Below are 13,757 nucleotides of genomic sequence, written 5' to 3'. Positions count from 1 at the left end.
CCTACGAGCAGCAGAGAATTTTTTCGACCGACACCGACATCAGGTGAGCTTTTAGACCAGCTAGTTCTATCTATTGCTGGCCGTACTCTAGGTCTATGGTACGTACCTGTTGTTCAGCGATTGCTGCGCGAATCTCTGCCACGCTGTATGGGTCATCACGGCTATGCGCCACGTGATGACAAGTCGCACACAATGGCACCAGATCATGTATGGGATCGACCTGATATAAGTGACCAATACTCGATAGAGGTTTGAGGTGGTGCACGTGAATTAGGTTTGCTCCGATGATGCCGTACTTCTTTTCATAGCTCAGGCCACATGCCTGACAGGTAGCCCCGTAGTGAGCGATACATTGTTTGCGCGCAGATGCATTGCGCTCGTAGGCCGTCAATTCCAGCGTTTTAGGGGTTCCCTCTGTAAGCACCAGTGGAGATAACCGACAGGTAGGCTTGTCATCCCTTTTTACTGGTGATTGCGGAGGCAGTGGCCAAGTTGGGGGTAGTAGCGGTGCAACTAGTGCGCTTGATGGAGGTAGATGACCTATCGCGAAGACTCCATCTTCCCCTGTGACCACGCATTCCCAAACTCCCGCTTGGCCAATGAACAGATTCGATATGGGCTTGTGCTTGAGAACCTCTATCTTTCGCTGCCCAGTGGTCGGATCCTGAGACCAAAGTTGCATATCAGTATTTCTTTCATGCATATACGACGCGGGCCACTCACCCAACTGGTAATCCCAGCTTTCGCCACGTAAATAGCACCTTGATGCAAGGGCTAGACATTCTTCAGAAGAAGGGACAGCGATAGAGATGTGAAATGGTGGGAGGAGTTGCTCTGGGGGCGGAATGAGGTAAACGTATTTGGTAGTCTTTTTCACCAAGGTCCAGCCTCTTCTAGGCAGGATGACGCTTAAGGTCTCAGCGGCACCGAAGCGGTAAGTGTGTAGGCCGTGGTGGGCTGGCGCTTTGCCTCGCGGTTTGATTTCAATCGTCTGGATTGACCAACCAATAGGTGTATGGCTAGAGGCCGCTGCCTCGTCAAGTACCCATGATGTACCGGCCTGCGACTTAGACTTTCTACTCATTCTTTACGTGGCCTGGAGTCGTGGTTGTTTTATGAATGTCCATTCCTGCAGTGAACCGGCGCGGATGCTATTACACGACTCAATAATTCATTAGCCATTTAAGGTACTCCGCCGCAACTTTCCGTGGTCTGCTCAAGTGTAACGCGGTGATCAATCAAGCACAAAACATGTAGCTATTTGTAATTTCACTAACATGTTTCACGGTAAGTTTCAAGTGAAAAGCCTCTGGTCATCACCGCAGGGTTTCGCGCTGACAGGTGAGGGCGCACTAGGTACGGTTGCGCCCCATGGACGACCTCGCCCGCGCACCGCACCTACATAGTCAGCACATCCAGCAGAGAGCCAACAGTGATCCACCATTTCTAGGCAGAGATCCGCTCGATCGTGGCTGCTCGATATTCGCTATCGCAGACAGCTTGCAACTGCTGGGCCTTGCCAGCAAAACCAATCCGCTCATGCGCTGGTTGGGAAGATTCGAGGGGCTGGAGCAGCATCTGGAAGAGGAGCTTGATCCAATCTTGAGCGTGCGCTCAATCCTGCTGCAGCAGGTTGCTGACCATCCCAAAATGCCGCATGTGCCCAAACCTCAGCAAGAGAAGAATTGGCACAGCTTCGTCATGCGAGTCGTGGCTCAACCGTTCGTGCAAACATGCGGTGACTGGGGCCGCGACGGCATCGCCTCACGCATCAAATGGGACCCGCTGCAGCAGAGATTCATGGACTTCCTCGCACTGGGCCAGCCGGGGGAGGTGCTGTCTATCTGGACGCCCACCGATGGCAAGTCAGCGCGTGCCCAGCACTTCGCTCGAATCCTGCTCCAAGAGGAGTGCGCGTGAAGAGTATTGCTTCAAAGTTGCTTGCCATGGTGCCCTGGAGCAAGGCCAAGCCCGTGCTGCCTGCGCCTGCAGATCCGCTACCGTTGCCTGATGCGCCAGTAGGGAGGGGGGCTCAAGACCAGCCACTCAAGCCAGACGAGATCCACATCGCGGGCAGTGAGCCCGGATGGTTGCGCGTGCTCAATGCCCAGCAGCTGCTGGCCACGGTCCGCGCAGAACGGGCTATCACCCAGATTTGGAGCCAGTCGCATCAGTCGCAGGCCATTTGGGAGAGGGACCTGCTACCGGCGATTCGGCGATACGCCGAGTTCGTGCAGCTAATGCCGGCCTCCGAAGCGCACCACCACGCCCACGCGGGCGGCCTGCTGTCGCACACCATTGAAATGCTGCTCGCGGCCATGACCTGGCGCAATGCTCATCTGCTGCCAGGCGGAAGCCAGATCGAGATCGTTGACGCCCAGCGCGATCAATGGACCTATGTGGTGTTCTTCTGCGCTTTGCTGCATGACATCGCCAAGCCCATGACTGACCTACGCATCGCGTGGCGTCCTGTGGGCGAGAACGATCCAATCCGTTGGGCACCTGCAGGCGGAAGTCTGTCGCAGATCGCTGGCCAACGCACTGCCGAGTACCTAGTGGACTTTGCGCCCAAGGGGCAGCGCGATTACAGCGCCCATGCCAAGCTGGCCCAGCTGCTGCTACCCCGCATTGCGCCAGAAAGTGCGCTGCGATTCCTGGCGCACACGCCCACCGCCTTGGATGCCCTGGAGCAATACCTCACCGGCCAGGACACGGACAGTCTCGTCGCCAAGATCGTCAAGCGGGCCGACCAGCTTTCAACGCAACGCGCCTTGCAAAAAGGCTCCAAGGCCCGCTTCGCCACGGCCAAGGCCGTGCCTCTCATCGAGCTGCTGATGCAATCCATGAGGACCATGCTCCAAGCTGGCACACAACTCCCGCTGAACCGCAACGGTGCGGCAGGGTGGGTGTTCGAGGGGGCGATCTGGTTCGTGGCCAAGCGCCTCGCTGATACCGTGCGAGAGCACATCCAAGCAAACGAGCCCGATGAAAGCGTGCCTGGCAACGCAAAGAACGACCGGCTGTTCGACACCTGGCAGGACTACGGCGCGATCGAGCTCAACCCTGCCAGCGGCCAGGCCGTCTGGCATGTCACAGTGCACGGTTACGCCGAAGATGGGTCAGAGCAGGGGGCCTACATGCATGACTTTGCCATGCTCAAGTTTCCTCTGGCCAAGCTGTTCAACCACGAGAGCAAGTACCCGGCCGCCATGCGCGGGCGGCTGGAGATCCGCGACCGTCGCAAGGATGGAGCAGGGCAAGACGAACAACAAGCTGCTGCAACTCTCAGTGCATCGGAATCTGCGGCAGCAATCGATGCCAATGCACCAGCAGCTGCGGCATCCTCAGCCCAACCATCCCAGGTTGCGGCAAAGCCTGCGAAGCAACGGCCCCAGGATGCGGCAGAAGCAAAAAAGCATGCCGCCATCATGCGGGAGCCTACTTTCACCAAGCCGCCGAATGCTGCGGCAAAGCCCAGGCCTGCGGCAACCACTGCGGCAGTAGCCAAGACACCTGCACCAGAAACTCCATCCCAAACTGCGGCAGTCATGGCAGTTAGGGCGCCTACGGCGCCAGTGCAGCAGACCCAAGCTGATACAGCCTACGACGAGTTTGAAGCTGGGGCAGCATCGAGATCCGGCGTGCCCACCCCATTGAAGCTGGACTACGACAGCCTCGACAACGGCGAAGCCGCGTATTTGCTGGGCGACAGCGAGGGCAGCTACTTCCTCGATCCATCCGAATCTGCAACAGCATCGGACAAGCCTGGCAAAAAGAACAAGCCGGCCAAGAACCCACAGCCGGCAGAGAAGGGCGCAGCGCCCTTGGAGCAACCATTCCAGGATGCCGCAGCGGTGCCGCCACCACCACCAGCTGCGCCTCCTCAGCCCGCCACCTTGCACCAGCCGCCCCAAGCTGCCGCAACTACGGCCGCAAGGCCGCCTTCTGTCAAACCTGCAGCAGCTGCGCCGCCGCCAGCGCCAAGCGCACCTAAGAATCCCGCCCAAGAGCTACGTCATGACCAAGTGCCGCGCTCTCAAAGCGTGAGTGCCGAGTTCAAGCGCATGGCCGCTGAGCTGGACGAGCTCGACGACCTGCCCGTGCTCAAGGGGCGCACCGCCACTGCAAGTGCGCCGCCGGCGGCCGCAGCGACACCAGGGCCGGTTCTTCTGCTTCAGCCGCTGCCCGACATCGACGCAAACCCCGACAAGCCGCCACCCGAGCCAAGCCCCTTGGCATTGGCTTTCATGCAGTGGGTGCAAATGGGGCTGGTCAATCGCGAGCTCAAGTTCAACGAGACCGGCGCGGCGATTCACTTCGTGGAGGAGGGCATGGCCCTGGTATCGCCCAAGATCTTCAAGGAGTACGCACGCCATGGCGACCGTGAGGACGGCCACGAGGATCTCACCGTCGACGAGCTCAGCACCAAGACCCAGAGGGAGGTCATCAAGTGTGGCTGGCACCTGCCAGCCGCGAATCGCACAAACATCGTCCGCTATGAGATCCACAGCCGCGGCACCGTAGTGGCCCATCTGTCCTGTGTTGTCCTCACCAGCCCAGGCCGGTGGGTCCAGCCCATCCCCCCCAGCAATCCCGCATTGAAGATGGTTTGATATGAAATCCACCTACTCAACTGATTACGAGATTGGCGACAACACCGCGCCAGACAAGCGCCTAGAGCTATGGAAATCGCGTAGCTTCTGGTTTCGGCTGCGGCACCGATGGAACGTGCTCAGTGCTTTTGCCGAGGGCAGCTTGACCTGGCACCACGCCAAGCTCGGCCTCAAATACCCGGATCAGGTCATGTGGCTGCAGCGCTGGCCACCGGGCAATGGATTGATGCCGGTCTGCCCAGCCGTCATTGCCGAGCTTGAGCACATCGATCGCACCATGATGGACTCCGACCAGCCCGCGCCACGGGTCGCTATTTTCTCACTCCACAGCATCGGCCACGATCGCACCCAGTGCAGGAACTGCGGCGGATCTGGCGGGGCCTTGCCCACGCAATGCCCAGGTCGCCCCATGACCGATGACGAGCGGCATGCCGTCCTGGAGGGGCTACTCGATTACGTCGATGGCCAATGGCTTGGCCAACTCATCAAGCAAGCCCCAAAACCGCTTGCCGAAACCTGCAAACTTGAGCCCAAAACGTCTGCCGAAACCTGCAAACTGGATTTGCCGTTTCCTGCACTCTATATACAAGGGTCTTCTATACAAAGAACTACTACTACGTCTCCAAGCGTCGTAGCGCTCGAAGTGGCACCAGCTCGCGAGGCGCAAGTCTTCTCGGAAAACGACTGGGCAGCGAAGTGCGCAGCCTTGTCGGACGCTGCCAACCAAGGCTGTGGCCAGGTGTACGAGACCTACGAGCTACGCGTGGGGGCCAGCATTGACCTTGCGCTGCTGCAGGTGCCCGAGCTGCACCTCGATCGCGCCATCGAGATCGCTGTTCAACACGGCTACACAACGCCTGCTCAACGTGCGAAGACCGTGCAGATGCTGCGTGACGATGGTTCTTGCAGCCATGGGTTTGATCCACACACGTGTCCAGTTGGATGTGGAGACGTCGACAATGTGAACGATTCAATGGTGGACTCAGACGGGATGCCGTGCGGCTCCTGCGGGGGCTCGAAACGTGTCCAGTGCTTGCGACTTTGTAGCAGCGGACGCAGCGCCGATGCCGGAAAAAGATGACGGGTCAAACAAAAATGTTTGACAGTTGGCAGCGAAGTCCTTAGAGTCCGAACCGTGCGTCAACGGGAGCTATTTGTAACTCTCGCGGAATTGGTTAAGAGGAAGAGGTAAAAACGTAGTCCCATGGGTCTACTGAAAGCCTTAAAAACTGGAGCTCTAGCGCTCCTATTTTTAGAGCTTATCTACTAGATACGATGTATATTATGTTAAATCGTAAATGCTAGGCTAGTTCCAGCGGTACGCTCTTACACTGCTTGCCTATCAAGGCTCTGCATGCCGAAACCTAGGTAATGTTTAGAGCACCTTACCCTGCACATCTGCCGCATCTGCAATACATCCTTGATGATCTGCGCTACAGCGATGCACAGCTCGCAAGGCTCCTAGACCTCAAGCCAGCAACCATCAAAAAATATCGGCGCGAGGGGCAAGCTCCTCGCGCTGTTCATTTGGCTTTGTTTTGGGAATCAAGATGGGGAATCTCGAGCATCGATGCGGTCGCGTTCAACTATGCGGCAGGCCACTACGCCAGAGCTGAATCTCTAGAGCGCACTAACGACAGGCTTGTCAAGCGAGGCATAAAACCGCGTCTGCAAACGTTCCAATTTTCCAGATTGGCTAGCAACCGATACGAAATTGGCGGTCTCGGGCTTCTTTACGAGCTGCTCTAATGTCATCGAGCCTCTTCATACCGCATGCATTGACGCGGCATTCAGCATCTAGCGCTCGAATGTGCTGCTCAATCATTTGGCATTCGCTTGGAGTCGAAGAAACAGACCTGGAAGCCACGGGAACGACTTGCTCAGCAGCTATGGCGTGGGCTTTATCTCTCTGCTGTCTGGCAATTGCCACCTGCTCTTCCCAAGATACATGGGCAGGAACACGTGCAATCCGATCCATAAAACGACCGTTTGCTGAGCACGGCACGCTCTCCCATGTGAGCCGATCTTGAAAGTCTTTGCAGAGGTAGATTTCCTTTGTCTCCGACCTGTCTACTGGCCGACTGCTCTGTTGCGCTATCTGTTGACCGCCCTCGCAAGGTGCATTGCTATAAGTATTTCCGCATCGATAAATCTGGCCCGTAGATTCCGAACGTGCCTTCTCAGGCGCCAAGACTCTTGGCGCAACGACTGCTGGTTCCGGTGACTGAATAGCAGTTCGTTGAGGAGCAGCAGCAGGAGGCCCCTTTAAAAATCGCAGAATGTCAGACTGATATCTGTATACAAGTGCGGCAACTAGAAGCACCACAATCGTGAGAATGAGCTTTCCAAGAAAGCTCATTTCGCTCTGCCCGCTCGTGAATGGATTGTCACGAGGGTCTCTTCTCGCATTTAGGTTCTCGTCGTAGCGCTCTCTCCAGTAATCCCTGTCCTGTATGCCCATACCCCCTCCTCTCAGGCGCGATCATAGGACAGAGCGCCTACAGGGGGTGTCTTTCGATACACGGCGCAAAGGCCTGATATTGTGATTGCCGGTCTTAATGGACCATTATTCCGATACGAGATGTCCAGTCTGCTGGTACCGACCACTGGCAGCAATCGACCGGTTGAATCCACAGTCCATGGCTGTCTTTCATAAGGTGCAGCAAACGGTCAGTAGCTTGCCAGCAGTCAAACGATCTGTACCCGTTTTTCTTCAATGAGACCTAGTCACTGAGCATCCACTTAAGTATCGGCAGATGCCGGTGCTCGCCACATACTGGGCGCGCTACATCGCACACATGTTTTGCACCGAGTCGCTCGTAGAAGCCCATAGCCGACGGATCCGACTCCACCGTTAGAGTGTTCGCGCCCAGTCCCCGCACTACAGCCAGAGCATGCTCCACCAGGCGTCGTCCGTGACCACTCCCCATGGACTGTGGGTCGACCCAGCAATGCTCCAACTGCCAGCCGCCCTCGCCACTCTCAAGCCCATAAAAGCCCAGTAGTTGGCCATCCGCTGCGACCAGCACCGCGTACTGGCTGGTCATTTGCCCGGGGTGGAAAGTCAGCGCGGCCTGCCATGCTTCCATCCAGGCTTCGGGGTATCCCCAATGGCCCTTGCTGCGCTGGGCCAAAGCAGTGAGCGCCTTCGCATCCGTCCCACGGGCTGGGCGAAAGGTCGGTGTGTCGTCCTCCAGCAAAGCTCGCCCGATCGGGTCAGTGGCCAGCAGGCTGTATTGGTGCAGGTTGAGGAAGCGCCCGCCCTTACATTCCACATCCCGCAGGGTTCCCTCAAACACAAAGCCAAGCCGCTCCAGCAAACGAGTGCTGGCGGAGTTTTCAGGTTCAACATCTGCGTGGATACGGTGTACACCGAGGGTGCCTAGGGCGAAGCGGAGGATTGTGGGCAGGCAGTCTTGCATCAGCCCCCGTCCCCAGTGTTCCGGCATCAGCCAATAGCCGATATCCAAGCTGCGATCGGAGTGAGACCAATCATTGAAACCACAGGCGCCTACCAGTTCGTCCTGTCCTGGCAAGGTGACTCCCCACCAGATGCCCCGGTGCTCTTCCAGCAGCGCGTCATACCAGCGCATCTGCTCGTCCGTTGCTTCGAGGCTGTCGTAAGACACGCCGTAGTGGGCCACTACCTGCGGGTTGGAAAGCCCAGCAAAAACCGACTCGACGTCATTGCGATGAATCCGCCGCAGCCTGCAGTTGGGCAGGAAGAACTCGGGAAACTCGACAGCAAGGTTCATCATATTCAAGATCATCAATTTCATGATGCTAATTGGAATGAGGGCTACATGCAGTGCATTGTTTTCATTGCGTACTGCATGTCATGCACTCTGCTTTGCGCTGTCTCGATCTCAATCCTCCTCATGTGCGCCTGTGAGTGGTCCATTCGCGTCATCGGGATGCCTGCAGCGGCCTCCCATTTCGTCATGGCTCTTTCAGACGAGTTCAGCCCCGTGCAAGAAGGCGTGGATGTCTTGCGAGGGCATACCGATTAAGCTTTTGAGAATATTCTTATAAATTTTCATCTGAACCACACATACCATCTCAGAAAGAGTATCTGTTAAATCTAGATAGGAGAATAAAATTGGAAAATTGGAAAATTGGAAAATTGGAAAATTGGAAAATTGGAAAATTGGAAAATTGGAAAATTGGAAAATTGGAAAATTGGAAAATTTTCAACGATATCAAAGCGCAACTTGATGCCAGTCATTTTGCGATTCTTATGCACTTCGTTTCTTGTGGCTGCACCAATAGCGGCAAAGGCTCAAGATGTCTGCACTATCAAGCTGGACGACGGACGGCTGGTTCCGACGGTTGAATTGCAGATTCAGTCGTGGGAAACGGGGGATTTTGATCCGTCAGTTCCAGTCGGATCAGTCATTAATTTGAAGAATCTCCGGGTCAGCGGCCCGGGCGGGTTCATCCAGTGCAAGAGAACAATGGGCAGAACGCTCTACAGCGGGATCGGCCAGCCGGATGGGTATGGAACCTTCAAGACTTCCATTGCTGGCGTGGGGATCCGAATGAGGATGGCCTCCAGTGGTAGTTGGTGGCCTCTGTCATGGTATGACGACCGTACGAGCTATTTCCTCGCGGCAGCTGAAGACTTTGTTGTGGAATTGGTGAAGACGGGGCCCATCACGGCAGGTGGATATATTGGCGGACTGATCGGTGAGGCCAGATATGTCGACCTGCAACATACCTTTAGAAGAATCTACATAGAAGGACGCGGCATCGCGGTTGAGCCTAGAGTGCCGACATGCAAGCTCAATACGCCACTGGTTCCGGTATATCTCGATGGCATCAGTGTCTCCGATCTGATGGATAACGGAAAAGGGCCGTGGAAAGATTTCAGCCTGAACCTTACATGCGCCGGGGGCGATACGGGGACAAGCACAAGAATGTTCGTTGTATTTTCGGATGCGCAGAACCCGGCGAATCGATCAACGACTCTGTCCCTGTCCAAGGATTCGGTGGCCCAAAACGTAGGTATCGAGATTCAACGAGAAAACGATCAGCTCGTGATTTTCGGCCCCGAATCTGGTGAGGTCAATCAATGGATGGTTGGCAAATTTGGTAATGAGCCAGTGAATATCAAACTGAAGGCCCGTTATACCTGGACGTCGCTCGTGCAGAGGCCGACTCCCGGCAGCGCAAATGCAGATGCTACCTTTGTCATCAGCTACAAATAAAGAGCGGCTGGCACGGCCCAGCAAACAGACAGTTTGCGGTTGAGACGAGCTGCTGCCCCCGCAGGGGGCTATCTTGCTCTGATGAGCGAGACCAGGGATCGGGGCGCAGGCACCCGGTGGTGGTGACCCTGAGCAGTCATGTGGATACAGGCGCGATAGATCCCCAAAAAAGTATCCGCTGGCTCGAAAGACAGTTGTTTCCTTTAATTGCGCCTGGCAAGAGCTCCGCCTGCTTGCTGCTGCTGTTCTGGGCCGGCATTGGCGCGTTGCTGTAGCGGGTGTTACGGCCATCGCTGCGCGCTCCAATGGCGGAGTCAATGACAAGGGGCCTGCCCTGCCCGCCGGTGTTGAGGTATGGCGCGTCACAGGTGACAGGACGGACCACCCTGTCAAACTTCACGGTGACCATACAGGTAGCCATGCGCTTGACGCTGTAGCCCGCAGCCTCTAGGTCTTCGCTGGTGACCTCAAACGCAGCTCCGAACCTGCTGGCAAAATGGTGCCCATGCGATTCCTCCACACGATGTTGCGCGTTGGCAATCTCCAGCGCTCTATTGATTTCTACACCAACGTCATCGGCATGCAACTGCTGCGCACGTCCGAGAACACCGAGTACAAGTACTCGTTGGCCTTTCTTGGCTTCGAAGGTGGTAACCCGGGTCAGGCGGAAATTGAGCTGACTTACAACTGGGGAACCGAGAGCTACGACATGGGTACGGCTTACGGTCATATTGCTCTGGGTGTGCCCGATGCTTATGCAGCCTGCGAGAAGATCAAGGCGGCCGGCGGCAATGTGACCCGTGAAGCAGGTCCCGTCAAAGGCGGCAGTACCGTGATTGCTTTTGTGACGGATCCCGACGGCTATAAGATTGAACTGATTCAACGCAAAGACGATCTGGGCACCGGCACCGGTCTGCGGTGATTCTTTTTCTTCAGATTCCTGGACCGAGCGGCACATGAGTGCCGCTTTTTTTGCCTGAACGGCCTACCTATCGTCCAAACATGGGTTTGCAGGCATTGGCCGGCATTCCAGACTCGGTACTCCAACACCAATCAGGAGACAGGCAATGAGTGACTCGGTTCTGGAGCAACTCCAGCAGCGTTTGCAGCATCTTGAGGATATTCAGTCGATACAGGCTTTGAAGGCTCGGTACTTGCGAGCCTGTGACCAGAAGCAGCCGAATGCCATGCGTGAGTGCTTTGTGGAGCATGGTGCAGTCATCGAAGCCGATGGTTTTCCGGCTTTTACGGATCGAGAAGAATGGGTTGAAACCTTCACCAGACTGGCAGTTGCCAATCCGTCCATCCAGGACATGCACCACGGCCACAACCCTCAGATCAGCTTTACGGGCGCAGATAGTGCAAAAGGCTTGTGGGATCTGGAGTTCTGCCAGGTCAATGTCAAGGAACGCACCATCGTCAATCTCTCGGGTCAGTACAGCGATGAGTACGAGCGCATCAACGGGTACTGGCAGATCCGTTCCATGCGCTTTGCGCGGGGATCGTTTGTCATGCGCCAGGTCGATGCGGGCGGCATTGAAAGAGTCATTGCCCTGGGCAAACCTCCGGCAGCTGGATTCATTGAAAACAACTGATCCTTGCTCTACTGCAAATACCAAAAAGCCCGATACAGCGAATGCCATATCGGGCCTTGCGCAAGAGAACTGGGTTTATCAGTCGGCCAGAATCACTTCCACACGGCGAGCTTCGGCATTGGAGCCGTCGGCCTGAGATTGCTCAGGCTTCTTCAGCTCGACCTTGTCTTCTGTCACGCCCAGTGCCACCAGAGCGGCCTGGACGGCTTGCGCACGTTGCTTGGCCAGCTCCGCGTTGATTTCAGCACTGCCGGTTGCATCATGGAAGCCGGAGATCACAGCGCGCTTGCCTTCAGCCACGCCCTTGACCACGTTGCTCAGCGCTTCGTTGGCGCCAGCGGCTACTTCCGCCTTGCCCGAGACAAAGTAGAACTTGACCACACCGTTTTCCACGATCACGCGGGCAGTTTCTTCAACCACCACCACAGGCACGTTGGTCGCGCTGGGTGCGGACACGGCGGCTTCAGCCTTGGGAGCATGGGAAATGCCGCGCTTGTAGACGACGGTGCCGACGACGGTGGAGACAACCAGAGCGATCAGGGCAAACAGAAAACCCAGGGCAAAGCGTTGTTGGCTATCGTCGTCAGAGCTGTTGAAGGACATGAATGAAATCTCCGTATTTGCGGGTGATTATGAAAGTACGAAACCTGTATTCATGACACTTTGCGGCCCGACTACATGCTTCAGGCCGACAAAGCGACAAAACCACGCATTCTAGAGGTTTGCCGTGAAACGCCCTAACGGCTGCCTTCGCGGCAATCGCAAAAAAGATTCAAATCTCGGCCGCTTCACAGCGGCAAAGCGTTGCTTTTACGCCTTCGTGTGCGCACAGGTGCACCGACGGCGCGTCCGCGCGTTATATATCAAAGTCAATTCAGCTCTGAATCCGGTTTGAGGAGTTTCCATGTCCGCCCTGCCCTTGTTGAACCATTCCATGCGTGATGCCGACCAGATGCTGGAGCGGGCTCTGGCGCAGTGGGGAGGCGATGAGGATTTGTGGATTTTTGGCTATGGCTCCCTGATCTGGCGTCCCGAATTCGACTTCAGCGAACGCCGATCGGCCCATGTACATGGCTGGCATCGTGCTCTGAAAATGTGGAGCACCATCAACCGTGGCACACCCCAGGTACCAGGCCTGGTGTTCGGCATGCTCTCGGGCGGCAGCTGCCAGGGCATGGCCTTCCGTATTCCACGCAACCAAGGCGATACCGTCATGCGGAAGCTTTGGCTGCGTGAGATGCCCAATGCCGTCTATGACCCGCGCTGGCTGCCTTGCCGCACGCCGCACGGAGCCGTGAAGGCCCTGGCATTCACGCTCTCGCGCCAAAGTCCGCACCATACCGGCGAGCTGGCGCCGGATGAATACCGGCGCATCTTCTCTGAGGCCCAGGGCATATATGGCACAACGCTGGACTACGCCCAGGCCACTTTTGACGAGTTGCAACGGCTGGGCATTGACGACAAAGCGCTCAAGCGCCTGCTGGCCTATGCAGATTTCCAGCAAGCCAGGTGCTCAGCTGTTGCTGCTATTTGAAACGTAGCTAACATCGCTCTACTGTATTGGGATACAAGGCAAAAAAGCTTGAAATTCTGGCGATCCGGGGCACAATGGCCTTTTGATTTCGGAAAGACTGCCATGCTCCCTAACCGTGTTGCCGCCCTCTTTTCACGCCCAGCCTGGACAGGTCTGGCGCTTGCCGCAAGCCTGGCCGTGACGGCCTGTTCCACGACCAGCAACACGGCCGCGCCCTCTTCTTCGGAGACGGCGTCTGCAGCAACTCCCAGCAAAGGCGTGCAATCGATTGCACGTCTGGAAGCCACCAAGGGCAGCCAGGTAACGGGCACGGTGCAGTTCTTCCCGCAGCCTGACGGTAGCGTGCGAGTAAAAGGCCGCGTGGAAGGGCTGGCGCCGAATAGCGAGCACGGCTTTCACGTCCATGAAAAAGGCGACTGCTCCAGCGGCGACGGCTTGAGCGCCGGCGGCCATTTCAATCCTGGACAACAGGCGCATGGCAAATTCGGCGACACCAAGGCCCATCACATCGGTGACCTGCCCAGCCTTGACGCCGATACCCAGGGCGTGGCGACTATCGATTTTTTGAGCAAGGAGTTCAAACTGGACAGAGGCAGCAACGGCATTCTGGGTCGGTCGCTGATCGTGCACAACGATCCGGATGACTACACGACCCAGCCTACCGGCAATTCAGGCGCGCGCCTGGCTTGTGCCGTAATCGAGCGCGGCGCGTAAAGCTGTCGCTCTCGCATGGAAAGAGCCGCGAACACGCGCCAGCAAGACAAGGTCTGATGGTCGACCAAGCCTTGACCGAGACACAGCGACAAAC

Annotated in this window: 12 protein-coding genes; 9 read left to right on the top strand and 3 right to left on the bottom strand. The window is 56.7% G+C overall.

What is annotated here, in order from left to right; translation table 11 throughout:
- Positions 1–70: 70 nt before the first annotated feature.
- Positions 71–682, bottom strand: coding sequence for an HNH endonuclease (locus EIC84_RS26280; protein ID WP_224651141.1), 612 nt, complete (start codon positions 680–682; stop codon positions 71–73).
- A 689-nt stretch (positions 683–1,371) separates the two neighbouring features.
- Here EIC84_RS26280 and EIC84_RS04260 point away from each other — a divergent pair.
- The 4 genes from EIC84_RS04260 to EIC84_RS04245 all read left to right on the top strand — a co-directional run bounded on the left by EIC84_RS04260 (position 1,372) and on the right by EIC84_RS04245 (position 6,362).
- Positions 1,372–1,920 carry a hypothetical protein gene (locus EIC84_RS04260; RefSeq protein WP_003062548.1) on the top strand — a complete coding sequence of 183 codons (549 nt, stop codon included), beginning with the start codon at positions 1,372–1,374 and terminating at the stop codon, positions 1,918–1,920.
- Positions 1,917–4,613, top strand: a complete 2,697-nt coding sequence (gene mobH, locus EIC84_RS04255; RefSeq protein WP_003062550.1) for a MobH family relaxase — start codon at positions 1,917–1,919, stop codon at positions 4,611–4,613. The genes EIC84_RS04260 and mobH overlap by 4 nt, the downstream gene beginning before the upstream one ends.
- A gap of 1 nt (position 4,614) precedes the next feature.
- A complete protein-coding gene (locus EIC84_RS04250; RefSeq protein WP_003062552.1) occupies positions 4,615–5,694 on the top strand; it encodes a hypothetical protein in 1,080 nt (359 codons plus the stop codon).
- 290 nt (positions 5,695–5,984) lie between these two features.
- A complete protein-coding gene (locus tag EIC84_RS04245; protein ID WP_003062554.1) occupies positions 5,985–6,362 on the top strand; it encodes a hypothetical protein in 378 nt (125 codons plus the stop codon).
- Positions 6,363–7,336: 974 nt separating this feature from the next.
- Here the strand turns inward: EIC84_RS04245 and EIC84_RS04240 are convergent.
- Positions 7,337–8,392, bottom strand: a complete 1,056-nt coding sequence (locus EIC84_RS04240; RefSeq protein ID WP_237704407.1) for a GNAT family N-acetyltransferase — start codon at positions 8,390–8,392, stop codon at positions 7,337–7,339.
- A gap of 336 nt (positions 8,393–8,728) precedes the next feature.
- Between EIC84_RS04240 and EIC84_RS04230 the strand changes: the two genes are divergently transcribed.
- The 3 genes from EIC84_RS04230 (at position 8,729) to EIC84_RS04220 (ending at position 11,415) form a co-directional block, all read left to right on the top strand.
- Positions 8,729–9,820: a fimbrial protein gene (locus EIC84_RS04230; protein WP_134737300.1), complete on the top strand. Its 1,092-nt coding sequence runs from the start codon at positions 8,729–8,731 to the stop codon at positions 9,818–9,820.
- A gap of 505 nt (positions 9,821–10,325) precedes the next feature.
- Positions 10,326–10,742, top strand: a complete 417-nt coding sequence (gloA, locus tag EIC84_RS04225) for a lactoylglutathione lyase (protein ID WP_003070839.1) — start codon at positions 10,326–10,328, stop codon at positions 10,740–10,742.
- Positions 10,743–10,887: 145 nt separating this feature from the next.
- Positions 10,888–11,415, top strand: a complete 528-nt coding sequence (locus tag EIC84_RS04220) for a nuclear transport factor 2 family protein (RefSeq protein WP_003070837.1) — start codon at positions 10,888–10,890, stop codon at positions 11,413–11,415.
- A 78-nt stretch (positions 11,416–11,493) separates the two neighbouring features.
- Here the strand turns inward: EIC84_RS04220 and EIC84_RS04215 are convergent, their stop codons facing one another.
- Positions 11,494–12,018 carry an OmpA family protein gene (locus tag EIC84_RS04215; RefSeq protein ID WP_003070835.1) on the bottom strand — a complete coding sequence of 175 codons (525 nt, stop codon included), beginning with the start codon at positions 12,016–12,018 and terminating at the stop codon, positions 11,494–11,496.
- A gap of 301 nt (positions 12,019–12,319) precedes the next feature.
- On the opposite strand from EIC84_RS04215, the gene EIC84_RS04210 reads away from it, so the two are divergent.
- The gene (locus EIC84_RS04210) at positions 12,320–12,949 is read left to right on the top strand and encodes a gamma-glutamylcyclotransferase (RefSeq protein WP_003070833.1); all 630 of its coding nucleotides are present in this window, start codon (positions 12,320–12,322) and stop codon (positions 12,947–12,949) included.
- Between the two features lie 102 nt (positions 12,950–13,051).
- Complete coding sequence (locus EIC84_RS04205; RefSeq protein ID WP_003070831.1) at positions 13,052–13,663, top strand: superoxide dismutase family protein; 612 nt, start codon at positions 13,052–13,054, stop codon at positions 13,661–13,663.
- Positions 13,664–13,757 lie beyond the last annotated feature (94 nt).

It is taken from the genome of Comamonas sp. A23 (assembly GCF_004522605.1).
Classification (GTDB): domain Bacteria; phylum Pseudomonadota; class Gammaproteobacteria; order Burkholderiales; family Burkholderiaceae_C; genus Comamonas; species Comamonas thiooxydans.
This window is presented reverse-complemented; position numbering and strand designations above follow the sequence as displayed.